Raw genomic sequence first — 14,198 nt, 5'->3', positions numbered from 1 at the left:
TCTTATGGTTTACCTTCTATTACTAGTACGTCGAATGCTCGCTTATTACCTCTATCTCATAAAAATGCCCCCGTTGCGCAACAGGGCAACGGGGGCATTTCCTTTTCTTACAGGGAGGCGCGGTGAAGCGGTGTCGATACCAACTCTTCGGTCAAGGCAGGTTTGAGGAATTTCCGTTCCAACGCGACATGAAGCAGTCGTTTGAACAGCGAAGCGTCCGCTTCCGGATGGAGGTCGAGGTAGTTTTGCAACGTGTTTCCCTCCTTGAAGAAAGCGAAGAAGTCGAGAATTTCATTCGAATATTTGAAGTGCGAACCGTCGTTGCGGATCAGTCGTTTCTCCACGTTCGCCGTTTCGTCCTTGGCGATGACGAGCGATTCGAGGAGCGGGAAAATTTCGCGGGCGACCATCCCCGCTTTGTGAGTCTCTTTTTGCGAGATGCGCACCGTTGCGTAGGAACGCGGCGAATGGATGTTGTTCAGCGGATAGCCGACCGGCTCCTCGACGACGTTGCCGTTCAGCACGAATTCTTGCGTGGCCGTCGCCTCCGGTTTCTTGGTAATCTGCTTGAGCACGTGGGTGCCGAATCGATCATGGTAGAAGAACGAGTGGGACGCGTCCACCCCGCCGACCCACGGACGGTCCAAGTCGTAGGTCATCATCTTGGATTTGAGCAGGTCCAACGCATCTTCTTCCTCTTTCGTGCGTTTTTCCGGATGCAGATAGTGCAGACTGCGCGGAACGTCTTCGTTTTGGTACGCCCCTACTTCGGTTACGCCGAACTCTTCCGGTTGTTTGGCGACGATCGCCCCTTGTGTCAACATGAAGCGTCCCAAGCCGCCAAACGTCCATTGGGAGCGCGTTTCCATGAGGAAGTCGATCGATTCCTTCGCTTCTTCCATCGTCTCGCCGGGGAATCCGGTGAAGCCCATGATCTGCACCGCAATGCCTGCTTCCGAGAAGTTTTTGATGACTTCCTCGACGCTCTGGATCTGCGTCCCTTTGTTGATCAAGTTCAAGATGCGTTGGTTCCCCGATTCAAACCCGACCGATACCGCTACACAGCCGGCGTCCTTGAGCAGTTTCGCCCGCTCCGGGGACCAGTATTTTTCCAAACGAATTTCAGCACCCCAGCGGATGTCGATGCCCTCTTCGATCAAGCGTTCCGAGAGATGCAACAGCATCGACGGTGCCAAGACATCCACGGAGAAGTAGATAAACTTGTAGGATTTGGACAGCACGCGCAAATCCTCGACCACTTTTTCCAACGGGTTGTGACGCCACGGGGAGGTCGGGGAATCGCCGTTCAGTCCGTAGTCGCAGAACGTACACTTGTTCCAATAGCACCCGCGCGAAGGCGAGTAATAGATGAAGGGTTCCGGCGAGAGGTAGAGGTCCCAGTTGATTTTGTCAAAGTTCGGAGTCGGCAACGCTGCGATGTCGAGGTATTGGATCACCGGCAGATCGTCTTTGACTTCGTGGCGCGGATGGAAGAACACGTTTGCGTGCTTGGTGAACTGTTTGTTTTCGATCATGTCGAGCAAGCGCACAAAGGCGATCTCGCCTTCTCCGACCACGCACGCATCGGCCGCATCGAAGATCTCGAAAAAGCGCTCGCGCTTCGTCATGTATTTCCAAACGTCGGACACCTCCGTGCCGCCAAACAGAATCGTGATCTCGGGGAACGCGTTGCGAATCAAACGCGAGATGCCCAGAGCAAACGGCAACTGATTCGTATAGGTCACGTTGATTCCGACGGTTGCATACCCACCTGCTGCGATGCGCGGGAGCAAGACGTTTTGGAAATACGGTTCGAACGGCAACAGCATCCGCTCCGTCAGTTCGTGATTCACCAAATCTTCAGACGTTTGCGGGTTGAGCGGGCCGCGCAAGTTGGTGCCAAACTGTGCAAACTGTCCGGGGAAGCCCATGATGCTGAGCGATTCCAACCAATTGACGACCAGTTCCACCGCGTGTTTGTAGCGGTCGTATTGGTAAAACGCTTCCGGATCGCGCAAGAGATCCACGGCGGCGGACAGTCGGCTGAAGTCAAAAGAGCTTGCCTGGACGATCGTGAACAGCTCGATTTGTTCCAAGCCGTTCAATTCGGCCTGCGCTTCCAACGTGCTTCTCCGCTGTTGCATGTGGGTTAAAACACGTTGTACTTCTTCGGGACGCATCGAGTAGTGAAACGCCTCAATGTTTGTATCTACAATGTCGATCTCGGTATGACCGTGCTCACGAGCGTACGTTTCCAAATAGGTCAGACTGTGATAGGCAGAAGTCGGGTCGGTCACCGGCGGATACATCAACAGCGTTTTCAAGCGCGTCACTCCTTCAATGTGCAGTGCGAGGCTCATTTTATATCAAATATGCATTCACAACTTTAAATATTATCCATTGACCCTTGAGTAATTCGTGAACTATAATCAATCCAAGGCAGAGATGCCTGAAAAGTTAGAGATTGGGGGAATCAACATGACCAAGTTGGAACAAGAGATCTTGGCAATCGAAGCAGAACTCGCAGGTGAACTCAGCGGGGAAGCTCAAACCGTCCCGACTCAAAACACCAACAACAACGTGTGCACCGTCCCGACTCAAAACACGAACAACAACGTCTGTACCGTCCCGACCCAAAACACCAACAACAACGTCTGTACCGTCCCGACCCAAAACACCAACAACAACGTCTGCACTGTCCCGACCCAAAACACCAACAACAACGTCTGCACCGTCCCGACCCAAAACACCAACAACAACGTCTGCTAATGGCTTGACTGTATAAGCAAATAGACTGCGGTCTATTTGCTTATACCTCTACCGAAGCGTCCTGTCAGCATCCGTGTGCAACGGGTGCTTTCAAAGTTTTTAGAAGAAACATCGAGGTGCAACTTTCATGAACGAAACGAAAAAAAGCTCCAACATCATCTATCTGTTGATTTCCCAGTTCCTCTCTGAAATTGGGGACTGGATCACGGCGGGGACGGTGGCCCTGCTGATCTTCAAAGCCACGTCCAATCCACTGCTGGTCTCGCTGATCATGATTACCGAGAATCTGGCAATCATTTTGTTCTCTACGGTGGCCGGTGCCGTTGCCGACCGCGTCTCTCCGAAAAAGTTGATGGTCATGAGCGATCTGGTTCGTGCGGGCTGCGTCGCTTTGATCCCCGTGGTATCCGCGAACTTTTGGTGGATCTACCTGTTGCTGATCGTGCAAGTGTCGTTTAGCTGTTTCTTTTTCCCGGCCAAGCAAAAAGTCATCCTCCAATCGGCCGCTACAGATCAACTGGCAACCTTTAACTCTTGGAGTTTTGGCATTTCCGGTTTTGTCAGGATCATCGGCACGATGTCGGCCGGCCTGTTCGTCGGGATGCTTGGATATAACGTTCCATTTTTGATCGACGCCGTTTCCTACCTGCTCTCTGCGATCTTGATGGTGCGGATCGCCTATACGATGGTCCAGCGGGAGCCTGAAACCGCTGCTTCCGAAGAGACGCCGGTCAAGAAACCGTCGATTTTTCAAGACATCGCAGAAGGTGTGCGAGAAGTCCGCAAAATCTCCGCAGTCCCGAAATTGCTGTTCATTTTCACGATGGGCAGTTTCTTGATGGGCCTGTTTATCCCGCAGTTGGTTGTGTTTAACGCCACGTATCTCGGCGGAGATGAATTCCAATACGGGCTGTTGAACGCGACGATTGCCGTCGGCACCCTGGCGACGACGTTTGTGTTCCCGAAGTTTGTGCAGAAGTGGAACCCGTACAACACGATGACCTACACGACGTTTGCCGGACTGGGTTTGGTGCTTCTCTCGATGACGTTTTTCTCGATGCCGGTTACGTTCGGCGTGCTGTTCCTGTTCGGCGTCTTCCAAACGGCACCCAATCTGGTCGCGACCACGCTGACTCAGCAATTGGTACCGGAAGCGTTGATCGGGCGATTTTTCGGCTTGCTGAATATCTTTACGACGACCTGTTATGTAACGGGGATGTTGGTGGGCGGTTTGGTCGCCTCCGCTTCGATCACGTGGCTGTATCGCGGCGCCGGCCTGTTCGCGCTCACCGCGTTTTTGGTCACACTGATCTTCGGTGGAAAAATGAAGGAGGGAGTTCAGTATGAGCGGGGTTCTGCCTGAGTTACAGAGTCTCTTCGATCAACATCCGCTGCTCCAAGAGGTGACGTGGAAAACGGGCGAATCGTTTGACTGCACGCAAGGCGGACTCCATTATCCGATCGTTCCGGCTTCCCATCAGGGCGGGCGGTTACTGTTATTCGACGGCACGCATCGCGGGCAGGCATCTTTTCAGACGTTTGAAGAAGTGCCCAACGCGTTGGCACAGGCGCAAGAGCAACTCGCGGCCCGCGTGTTTGCGGCGACGCTTTTGCCGGAAGAGCAAGAACCGCTGATTTTGACAGACGGTGCTCCCGCCACGATTGATGCGGGCGGGATGTTGTCTTTGTTGGAGGAACTTCATGAGAACACCCGAGTCGAGGTCAACGGCAATCCGATTTTTACCACGCTCTCAGAGTCGGTGCAAGCCTCCTACTATTTGAACAAAAACGGCCGGACCCTCATCCGGCACGAACTCTCCTCCCGGATGCAGTTTGAACATGTGGATGCGGCGGCGAAAAGTTTGCGGATCGATCAGGAATTGTTCAACGGGACGGTGCAGGAGCTTCTTCGCGAACGCTTGCCGTTGTTGATGAACACGATTCGGCCTCGGCAAGTTCGGGACGTTGAATTTGCCGCCGGACGCTACCCCTGCTTGATGACTGGCGATGTCGCCGGTTTTTTCCTGCATGAAGTGGTTGGACATCTGTTTGAGGCCGATATGCCGACCGGCCGTTTTTTACGGGAACGCAGAGGCAGACGGGTCGCTCCCCTGCCGATTACCGTGTCGGATGCGCCTGACCATCTGTTTGACGATGAAGGCATTTTGACGAAACGCACTCCCATGATTGAGGAGGGCAGCATCGGGTCGCTGTTGCATTCCAAAGCGTCCGCCTTGCAGTTTGGCGATCCGCCCAACGGGCATGGTCGCTCCTATCGAGGTTGGCACTCGCCGATTCCGCGCATGCATCACACTTTGATGGAGGCGGGCGATGCAGACGAAGCGGCGTTGCGCAGTGAATTCCCCCGCACCGTGCTGCTGGAGCGCGCGTCGAACGCCGTCTGCCGCAATGGGAATTTCACTCTGCAAATCAAACGGGCCAAATTGCTCGAACACAGCGTTGTAGTGGCCGATCTCGACGATGTGATCGTACACGGCAGCGGACTTGAGGCGTTGCGCTTGATCGTGGGCGTCGGGGCGACCTCGCATCGACAAGCGCTGAGTTGCTGGAAAAATCAACAGGACGGGTTGGTCGTATCTGCGACGGCGCCGGAGCTGTTGTTTCAATCGCTGTGGATCGGAAAGGGGTAGGAGACGATGGGAGTCGACGCGACGCTTGAAACTTGCCTCCTTCGTTTGACGAGCACCCTGTATGACAGCCGAATGAACGGGCTGCCTGTCGTTGAGGAACAGACTCTTTCTGCCGCGCGGTGTATCAAAGACGGTCGCTTGGGCGTGGCCACCGCCATGAGTTCGCTTGATCAAGGACTGGTGAAGCGTGCAGAGGAAGTCGTGTTTGGCGGCGTGCCTGTCTCGCCGACTTTTTTGCACAGCCACAGCTTCGTGCAACAACCGGCTCGGCTCGACCACGACCAGATGAAGCAGTGGTTGGCAGAGACGCAGCAGAAATTGGCGGCTCGGTACGCAGGCTACGTGCTCACCACCCGCCATGTCAGACGAGACATGACATTGTGGCACGATCAGCAAGAAACGGTAGCTCTCACCCAAGACTTTTTCGAGCATCACGTGCATGTCAAGCAAACGCCTGATGCAAAAGTGAACTCCTCGACTTCCTATACGATTGATTCTCTCCCGGAACTAGACGAACTGACCCGACTGGAGCTGTGTTTGGAGGATGAAGTGCCCGCCACGGCGCTCGACTCGGGGACGTATGAAGTCGTTTTTACCCCGCAAGCGTTCGATCTGTTGCTCAATCTCTGGGTGCCGTACTTGAACCCCGGCGTTCAAAGCCAATTGCCGGTCTCCGCTCTGCGCTTGCACCAAGGGGAGCGGGTCGCATCTGCCGGACTGACACTGGATACGAATGTGTCCTACCGCCCCGCCGTCGATGATGAGGGAGTTCCGTTGTCTGAGACGCCGCTGATCGAAGACGGGTACTTTGTTTCAGGGTTTCAAGACCGGCTGAGCGCGGAGCAGATCGGAGGCGCGTTGACAGGAAGTGGATTTCGCACAACCCGCCCGACTCCTTTTTCCAATTTCGCGTTGCCGACTTCTGCCCTTCCCTATCTGCGAGTGAGCGGCGGACAAGTGAGTTCTGCGGAGTTGGTCGCCTCTGTGGGGCGCGGGTTGCTGATTCATGAATTGTCGCCGAGTTACAACCGCGACTATCTGTTCACCTCGGCACGAATCCCGGTCGTGGAAGCCTATTGGGTGGAAGACGGCAAGGTGATCGGCAAAGTCCCTGCCAAGTCTGTACTTTTTCTCGACATTCTGCCTTTTTTCCGTTCGCAGCTCGTGCTCTCTCGGGAACGAAAACAGTTGAGTTCCCGCGAAGTGCCGTGGATGTACGCACCGAGTGTTTCCCTCCGATCCGGTTGATGCAAGAAAGGAGCGATTGACATGCAAGGTACTGACGGTTTTTTGGTGGAACGCTTGCTGGTCGGCGCTTCCGCTTCGATTGGCGTGACCAACTTGCTCGATTACCTGTCTACGATGCGCTTTTTGCAAGTCGCACGCGAAATTCAGGTGATCATGACAGACAAAGCCGCCCGCATGATTCCGCCGACTACTGTGGAAGCGCTCTGCAAAAGTCGTGTGTACACCGATTTTTACGAGCCGGGCACCGGGCGCGTCTTACATATCGAATTGGCACAGTGGGCGGATTTCTTTTTGATATTGCCGGCTTCGGCCAATCTGCTGGCGAAAGCGGCGCACGGGATCGGAGACGATCTGCTGTCCACGACGATCATCGCCAGCACGTCGCCTCTCGCGTTTGTGCCGAACATGAACTCGGTGATGATGAACAAACCGGCGATTCAGCGTAACATCAAGCAGTTGCGCGAGGATGGGTATGCCATCATCGACCCGGTGATGCAAGTGGGCTATCAAGCTTCGACCGGGAAACGCATCGAAGCGCCGTGCATGCCACAAGTCGCCGACTTGCGCCTGCGCATGGCGGAAATTTTGGAACAAGGGAGTGCGTAAAAATGGTACAACGCGCCAAATTGATCTCCTTGAATGAGACGGGGTTGCGCTACGTGGCGTCCCGCTACAACGTCCGCACGTACGATGAGCAGGACAACCTGTTGCTGTACAACTCCTACACCGGAAATTTCCGCAAGGTGCCGCACGAACGCAAGGAAGAGACGATCTTGCTCCTCGACAAAGGAGCGGAGGCGGACTCTGACTCGCCGCTGGTTCCGGCGCTGTTTGCCGACGGTTTTTTGGTCCGGGAGCGAACCGACGAGTTCATGCGCGCCGCAATGCAGCAAAAACAGATGCAACGCAACGACCGCGTGTTGCACCTGATCTTGATGCCCAACGAAAACTGCAACTTCCGCTGCGTGTATTGCTACGAATCGTTTGCCAAAAACAAAATGGACGAAAAAACGCAAAAAGGCGTCGTCGAATACGTCCGCCGCGAACTGTACAAATACGACATGTTGCATGTAGCGTGGTTTGGCGGGGAACCGTTGACGGCGATGGAGATCATCGAGAGTTTGTCGGAGCAATTCCTCGAGATCGTTCGCGAGCAGGGCAAGTTGTACTACTCGAACATGACCACGAACGGGTACAACTTGACGCCGCGCACGTTCTACACGCTCTACAAACTCGGCATGCGCGATTACCAGATCACGTTCGACGGAACCAAGGAAACGCACGATACGCATCGGATTCAGATCGACGGCAGCGGTACGTTCGATGTGATTTTTGAAAACCTCAAAGCAATCAAAACCCTCTCCCTCCGCGACTTCATCATCAAACTCCGCTCCAACGTCGACCAAGCCAACCAATACGACATGACCGCTTATATGAACTTGATGCAAGAGACGTTCGGCGATGACCCGCGATTCAGCAATCACTTCGTTCCGGTGCAACAGCTCGGCGGCGAAAACGACACCAACATGCATCTCTGCGACACGAAAGACATCATCCCGTTGATGCAGGAAGGGATTGAGATGGGTCTTCGTTTTGAATACAAAGGCATGTTCAATCCGGCCGGCAGCACGTGCTATGCGGCGCGTCCGAATTCATTTGTCATCGGGTCGGACGGCATGGTCTACAAATGCACGGTCGCGTTCGACGACGAGCGCAACCATGTCGGGCAGTTGCACGAAGACGGGCAGATGGAATTGTTCTATGAACGCCTGATGCTCTGGGTTGCCAACGGTGCCGCCGAAGACTCCCGTTGTCAGAAGTGCTTCTTCCGCCCCTCCTGCCAAGGGGAAGCCTGCCCCCTGGAGAAGATCGAGAGCGGCAAAACCCCTTGCCCGCCCACGAAAAAGAACATCAAAGCCTACATGAAAATGCTCGACGCACAGGGCGACATTCCGTGGCTGGAGTTGGCACCGGCTGTTGTCGGGGAGTAAAAAAAAAGACCGCAGGCGTCCACGCGCCTACGGTCTTTTTTTTTGGATTATGCCTTTTTGACGAATTCGGTCTTGAGTTTCATCGCTCCGAAGCCGTCAATTTTGCAGTCGATATCGTGGTCTCCATCCACCAAGCGGATGTTTTTGACCTTGGTCCCCATTTTCAGGACGGAGGAAGTTCCTTTTACTTTCAGGTCTTTGATGATTGTGACGGAGTCACCGTCTTGCAGTACGTTTCCGTTGGCGTCTTTGAAGACTTTGCTTTCTTCGGCTGTTTCGCTTTCCGCTTCTAACGACCACTCATGCCCGCATTCCGGGCAAATCAGCAAACTGCCGTCTTCGTATGTATATTCGGAACTACAGGCGGGACATTTCGGCAAACTGGACATCGTGTTCTTCCTCTTTTCGGTGGCTTGATTTTAGGCGTTGGGATCGGATGTAAAGTCTTCTACGGCTTCGGAGAGTTTGAAGTCTTTTCTGAGGTGTTTTACATAGACGATGTCTTCGTCCGGGTACGTCGCGACATCATGCGGTGCTTCGAGTCCGCAATCGAGAATGCTCAGGACTTCCGTACCGTTGTTGATGAATTGGTGCGCAATCCCCTTTCCGGCAGGCTTGGCCACGAAGTCGCCCTGTTTCACCGGATGCTCCTCATCGTTCATGCGCAAGATCCCCGTGCCGCTCAGGATCAGGAAAAACTCTTCCTGCAACGAATGCGTGTGGTACTTGGTGCTCTTGGCCCCCGGCTGTACGTAGTCGACGTTCACGTACAATTTCTCGCTTCCGGCGGCACGTCCAAGGTACAGAGTTTTCATGGGCCCGTAGATGTCGATGGATTCGGCGGGCATGTTGTGTAGATTGTGGATTTTGGTCAGAGGAAACACTCCCATTTCGTTCAATTCGTTACCAAGGAATTCGCACGCGGAACGTACTGCCCTCCCCGACTGCGCTCTCTACTTGAATCGTCCCCCCACCGGCGTCGACGATGTTCTTGGCGATTGCAAGACCCAGACCGTGTCCTCCGGTTCGGCGTGTTCTCGATGAATCTTGACGGTAGAAGCGGTCGAAGATGCGAGGAAGCGCTTCTGCCGCAATGCCGATTCCGCTGTCCTTCACTTCGATTGTGAAGATGCGGGTCCCGTGCTCCCTGTCATCTGTGAGCGTGACATGGACTCCTCCCGGGTCTGACGAATATTTCACCGCATTGTCGAGCAACAGGACAAGCAACTGCGTGGCTCTCTCCTCGTCCCACTGCACGTTCAGCTCGTCGGGAGCGTGCAGGTGGAGGACGATGCCCTTCGCCTGAGCAAACGGCCGGAGCTTTTCAATCACACCTGCGGCGGCGGCACTCAGATTGAACAGGGAGCGATCCAGCACGAGTTCATTGGAATCAGAACGGGCGAGTTGCAGCAGTTCTCCCGCCATCTTGGTGATCGCGTGAACCTCCGCTTCCATGCCGAGGAGTACTTTTTTTGAAAAAGGGTCGCTCTCAATCGTTTCTTCCAGTTGAAGGGCTTCGATCGAGGCCAGCAGGACGCTCAGCGGAGTGCGCAGTTCATGGGAAGCATCCGCCACGAACTCGCGTTGTTTCGTGTACGCTTTGGCAATCGGGATCATCGCTTTGCGCGACATCAGACGGCTGAACCAGAGAGCCAGTACAAAGAAAACGAGCGCCATCCCGATAAGCAACAGGAGCAGCCAACGGAACAGATCGTGCTGGAACGTAACTTCCTTTCCCAAATACAAAGTGCCGATGGGCACTTGATTCCCGTACAACACCCGATGGGTGACGAGGAAGGTTGCGTCCTTGCTCCGGTTCGGGTGCCCGAGCTCATCTGCAGATAAGTTGTCGTACGTTTGAAAGGTTGCTTGCTCGATTCCGTTCCCCTTGAAGTGTCCCTCCGAAATGTACGCCATCACCTGAGGGCGCAATTCCGACTGCATCTCATCCGCCAAATTCAGGGTCCCATTGTCAGCAAGCAAGTAATAGAACGACTGATCCGTGCTCGTCGAGAATGCGTCCTCCACAGAGCGCGGCGGGCGTCGATTCGGATCGCTGTCTTGGTCGGCCCACGCTTGCAGAGTGTGAATTTCGCGGTCGGCGAGTTCGTTCAGTTGAGTTCGCTGGTCGTTCCAGATGAATACATAGAGGGAGACATACACCAAGATGACAAACAAACTGAGAAACGCAATGAGGACACCGCTGTATTGCAACGTGAGCGTATTGCGCGTCCGATCGAACAAATCGCCTTTAAAAAGCCGCCTTTTCATAGAGCCACCGTTATGCTTCAATTTTATACCCTACGCCTCTCACGCTCAGGATGAGACCCTGCGAGTCGGATGGCTTGAGCTTTTTACGGATTAATTTCACGGTAGCATCAATCGTCTTCAGACCCACATCGGCATCAAGACCCCATACTTTGTCCAAAATGACCTCGCGTGACAGAGTGAGCCCTTTGTTTTGCAACAGCAGGTCCAAAATTTGAAATTCGCGCGGGGTTAACTGGATGACCTGGCCGTCTTGGATGACGATCTGACTCTTCCGTTGCAGTTCCAGATCGCGAAACTTGAGGACATCCTCCTGAAGAGGGACGAAGTTTCTGCGCATCAAAGCTCGCAACCGTGCCAGCAACTCGTCCATCTGGAACGGCTTGATCAGATAATCGTCAGCTCCCGAATCGAGACCTTCGATGCGATCTTGCAACGTGTCTTTCGCCGTCAGCATGAGGATCGCGCCGAGATAGCCCCTTTTGCGCAGCTTGACGCACGTTTCGCGTCCATCTCCTTCCGGCATCATCCAATCGAGAATCACGATATCATAGGTGGAAGCCACCGCATAGTCGAACGCATCGTTTCCGGTTGTTACCCAGTCTACCGTACAGCCGGCTTTTTTCTTCAGCATATGAGCGGTCAATTCGCCCAGTCGGAGATCGTCTTCCGCTAATAAGATTTTCATAACAAAAGTATAAACGAATTGGTTACCTTTTTCACCGTAATTTCTCCAAGTCGTCCTACTATTGGTATCAACACCTACTAAATAAGAGGAGCGATCCCAATGAACAAAAAAATGAAGAACCTCATCACCTGCATGGCAGCGGTTATGGTCGTCACGAGCGTAGGAATTGCGTGGAACAGCACGAACAAAGTATTTGCTGCAACGACAAGCCAAGCACAGAAGGGCTGCCCGGGTGGCACCGACAATACGAATACCCGCCCTCCGTCCCCGCCTTCACCGACCACCAATCCGGTCACGAATTCTGTGGTGATCTCGGGGGGATATGAGACAGACCCGCGAGACAAGGGGCGGCCTGTCGTCCTGATTGCCTCCGCGCTCGGGGTTCCCACGGAGGTGTTTCGAGAAGCGTTTAGCGGAGTCACCCCGTCCGGCTTGGACAGCCCGCCGAGTCCCGAACTGGCTCGAAAAAACAAAGCGGCGCTGCTGAAAGTTTTGGCTCCGTACGGGATCACCAACGAACGCTTGGATGAGGTGTCCAACTTCTACCGCTACAACGGCAAGCAAAGTAAAACGTGGCAAGTGACGCCGGCAACTGCAACTCCAATCGTGACAAACGGGGTCGTAACGGGGGTCACGATTACGAATCCCGGAGCCGGGTATTCCTCCGCTCCGACCGTCACCATCACCGGCCCCAACGGTACCGTGACGGCGACCGCTACGATTTCCTACACGAAAGACTTTGCCACGAACGGCAGTATTTCTTCGATCACGATCAATAAAAAATAAACAGACAAAAATAGACCTCCTTTGAGCGTAACCGCTTAGGAGGTCTATTGGCATTGACCTGAGTGGGCACCTTGTGGGGAAACGTAGACGAATGCCGGTAAAAACGAATTCAGACAGAGCCCTTCGTGAAGAGAGGGGGCATCTGTCTGAACAAGAACCAGCTTAGGTATTTATTTCAAATTAATTAGTAAGTGCATACACCTGGACAGTAAAGCTTTCTGTTGCATGAGCCGGATTCGCGATGTAAAGCGAACGACCGCTCCCGTCTAAGTCGGTACGGTTCCCCGACATAAGGGAATTGAAAATGACCGGGTCGCTCCCTCCAGATACATCCTGCATGACATCAAACGAAATGCTTTGCCACTCAGGGTTGCTCTGGTCGATTTCCCAAAGCAAACTGGTTGTGCCGGGCGGGAGGTTTTGATAACTAAAATTTCCACTAGAACGATGACTCTGACCTGCCTGCGGGTGCGGGGAAGATGTAACCGCTGCTACAAGTTGCATGTTGCTCATTGAGTAGTCACCTCGATGTGAATTTTTATGTTACAAATATTATATTACATATAGAGGTAACAATACGTCAATCGTTTTCAAATATTTTTTATGATTTAATCCATACATGATAACCATTCTAATGACGTGGTTAAATTCTATAGGTTCCGTCTTGTCATCCGTTCCTCAAGTCTTTGAGGAGTTTTTCAGGTTGGACCAAGAAGCATTGGGAATCTTTTTTCCAGGCGCGTATAATTTCGCTATGGAATTCCGTCTATACGAGTGAACGTATCCAAGGAGGGACCCTATATGTCTGATACCTTATGCTCCTCGGCGCGAGACTTACGCCGACAATTTGAACAAGAGATCGAACCACATCGTGCGGACCTTTGGCGGTATTGCAAACTGTTGACGGGGTCTCCGTGGGATGGAGAGGACCTTTTTCAAGAGACGATGCTCAAGGCGTTTGCCTCCCTTGCCCAACTGTGGCATCCCCTGCTCCCCAAAGCGTATTTGTTTCGAATCGCCAGCAACACATGGATTGACCACTGCCGCAAACGGCGCATCCCGCTGGATTTTTCAGAGGATGTGGAACTTGTCGGTGCGGAGACCGTCGATTCTATCGAGGTTGCCGGTGCTGTGGAGGAGATCGTGACCCATTTGCCACCGCGGCAGGTCATCGTGTTCATTTTGATGGAAGTCTTCGGATTTCAAGCGTCCGAAGTAGCCGGGATGATTCATGCCACGCAAGGCTCGGTGTACGCGTTGCTAAACCGCGCGAGACGCAACGTGCGAGGAATCAAGCAGGGCACGCAAGTGACAGCTCTGCCACACCCCTCTCAACGTGAAGCTGTGCAGACGATCATCCACGCTCTCCAGAACGGAGACCCAGCCGCCCTGATCCCGTTGATGAGCGAGCACATGCACAACGACGCAGCCCCCGGGTTCCAAGAGTTCAACAAGGACGACATGTTCACCGGCTCCATGTGCGGATTTGCAGAAGGCGATCTGCAAGCGTCCTTGCAAACACTCTGGGGACGAGAGGTCCTCGTGGTGTCCGCGAGAAATTCTGCGGGAGGTTGGGAGTTGCATAACATCTCGCACTTTGAGTTTGATAGCGGGCAACTTGTCCTGCAAAAGAGTTACTACTTCTGCAAAGAGCTGTTGCTGGAAGCAAGTCGCGTTCTGGGGATTCCCTTGCAGGTGGAGAAGCCTGCGGTGGAGTGGTCTCATTAGCATAAAAAGGGCCAGTAGACAGGTACGCTCCGTCTACTGGCCCTTTTTATTGCTGTAAAATTATTACCT

The 14,198-nt window shown here is 53.6% G+C and carries 14 protein-coding genes; 8 read left to right on the top strand and 6 right to left on the bottom strand.

The window, feature by feature from the left end:
- Positions 1 to 107 precede the first annotated feature (107 nt).
- Complete coding sequence (locus tag JJB07_RS00680; RefSeq protein ID WP_201630284.1) at positions 108 to 2,324, bottom strand: B12-binding domain-containing radical SAM protein; 2,217 nt, start codon at positions 2,322 to 2,324, stop codon at positions 108 to 110.
- A gap of 154 nt (positions 2,325 to 2,478) precedes the next feature.
- On the opposite strand from JJB07_RS00680, the gene JJB07_RS00675 reads away from it, so the two are divergent.
- The 6 genes from JJB07_RS00675 to JJB07_RS00650 all read left to right on the top strand — a co-directional run bounded on the left by JJB07_RS00675 (position 2,479) and on the right by JJB07_RS00650 (position 8,659).
- Positions 2,479 to 2,769, top strand: coding sequence for a hypothetical protein (locus tag JJB07_RS00675; RefSeq protein WP_201630282.1), 291 nt, complete (start codon positions 2,479 to 2,481; stop codon positions 2,767 to 2,769).
- A gap of 127 nt (positions 2,770 to 2,896) precedes the next feature.
- Positions 2,897 to 4,132 (top strand): MFS transporter, encoded by a 1,236-nt coding sequence (locus JJB07_RS00670; RefSeq protein WP_201630281.1) that lies wholly within the window; start codon positions 2,897 to 2,899, stop codon positions 4,130 to 4,132.
- Positions 4,113 to 5,420: a metallopeptidase TldD-related protein gene (locus JJB07_RS00665; protein ID WP_201630280.1), complete on the top strand. Its 1,308-nt coding sequence runs from the start codon at positions 4,113 to 4,115 to the stop codon at positions 5,418 to 5,420. Before JJB07_RS00670 ends, JJB07_RS00665 begins: the two co-directional genes overlap by 20 nt.
- 6 nt (positions 5,421 to 5,426) lie before the next feature.
- Positions 5,427 to 6,668, top strand: a complete 1,242-nt coding sequence (locus tag JJB07_RS00660) for a metallopeptidase TldD-related protein (RefSeq protein ID WP_201630279.1) — start codon at positions 5,427 to 5,429, stop codon at positions 6,666 to 6,668.
- Between the two features lie 21 nt (positions 6,669 to 6,689).
- A complete protein-coding gene (locus JJB07_RS00655; protein ID WP_201630278.1) occupies positions 6,690 to 7,274 on the top strand; it encodes a flavoprotein in 585 nt (194 codons plus the stop codon).
- A 2-nt stretch (positions 7,275 to 7,276) separates the two neighbouring features.
- Complete coding sequence (locus tag JJB07_RS00650) at positions 7,277 to 8,659, top strand: radical SAM/SPASM domain-containing protein (protein ID WP_201630277.1); 1,383 nt, start codon at positions 7,277 to 7,279, stop codon at positions 8,657 to 8,659.
- 47 nt (positions 8,660 to 8,706) lie between these two features.
- On the opposite strand, the gene JJB07_RS00645 is transcribed toward JJB07_RS00650, so the two are convergent.
- Genes JJB07_RS00645 through JJB07_RS00630 form a run of 4 tightly spaced genes read right to left on the bottom strand, consistent with a single transcriptional unit; the run spans position 8,707 to position 11,615 of the window.
- Positions 8,707 to 9,048, bottom strand: coding sequence for a zinc ribbon domain-containing protein YjdM (locus JJB07_RS00645; RefSeq protein WP_201630276.1), 342 nt, complete (start codon positions 9,046 to 9,048; stop codon positions 8,707 to 8,709).
- Positions 9,049 to 9,078: 30 nt separating this feature from the next.
- Entirely contained in the window at positions 9,079 to 9,549 is a 471-nt protein-coding gene (locus JJB07_RS00640) for a cupin domain-containing protein (protein WP_201630275.1), read from the bottom strand.
- Between the two features lie 13 nt (positions 9,550 to 9,562).
- Positions 9,563 to 10,930, bottom strand: coding sequence for a sensor histidine kinase (locus tag JJB07_RS00635; protein WP_201630274.1), 1,368 nt, complete (start codon positions 10,928 to 10,930; stop codon positions 9,563 to 9,565).
- 10 nt (positions 10,931 to 10,940) lie between these two features.
- On the bottom strand, positions 10,941 to 11,615 hold the full coding sequence (locus tag JJB07_RS00630; protein WP_201630273.1) for a response regulator transcription factor: 675 nt from the start codon (positions 11,613 to 11,615) through the stop codon (positions 10,941 to 10,943).
- Between the two features lie 99 nt (positions 11,616 to 11,714).
- Between JJB07_RS00630 and JJB07_RS00625 the strand changes: the two genes are divergently transcribed.
- Entirely contained in the window at positions 11,715 to 12,401 is a 687-nt protein-coding gene (locus tag JJB07_RS00625) for a hypothetical protein (protein ID WP_201630272.1), read from the top strand.
- Positions 12,402 to 12,581: 180 nt separating this feature from the next.
- Here JJB07_RS00625 and JJB07_RS00620 read toward each other — a convergent pair whose 3' ends face one another.
- On the bottom strand, positions 12,582 to 12,914 hold the full coding sequence (locus tag JJB07_RS00620) for a DeoR family transcriptional regulator (RefSeq protein WP_430727191.1): 333 nt from the start codon (positions 12,912 to 12,914) through the stop codon (positions 12,582 to 12,584).
- Positions 12,915 to 13,202: 288 nt separating this feature from the next.
- On the opposite strand from JJB07_RS00620, the gene JJB07_RS00615 reads away from it, so the two are divergent.
- A complete protein-coding gene (locus tag JJB07_RS00615) occupies positions 13,203 to 14,129 on the top strand; it encodes an RNA polymerase sigma factor (protein ID WP_201630271.1) in 927 nt (308 codons plus the stop codon).
- The last annotated feature ends 69 nt before the right edge of the window (positions 14,130 to 14,198 follow it).

It is taken from the genome of Tumebacillus amylolyticus (genome assembly GCF_016722965.1).
Classification (GTDB): domain Bacteria; phylum Bacillota; class Bacilli; order Tumebacillales; family Tumebacillaceae; genus Tumebacillus; species Tumebacillus amylolyticus.
The sequence above is the reverse complement of the archived record's forward strand: the minus strand, read 5'-3'. Positions and strand labels throughout refer to the sequence as shown.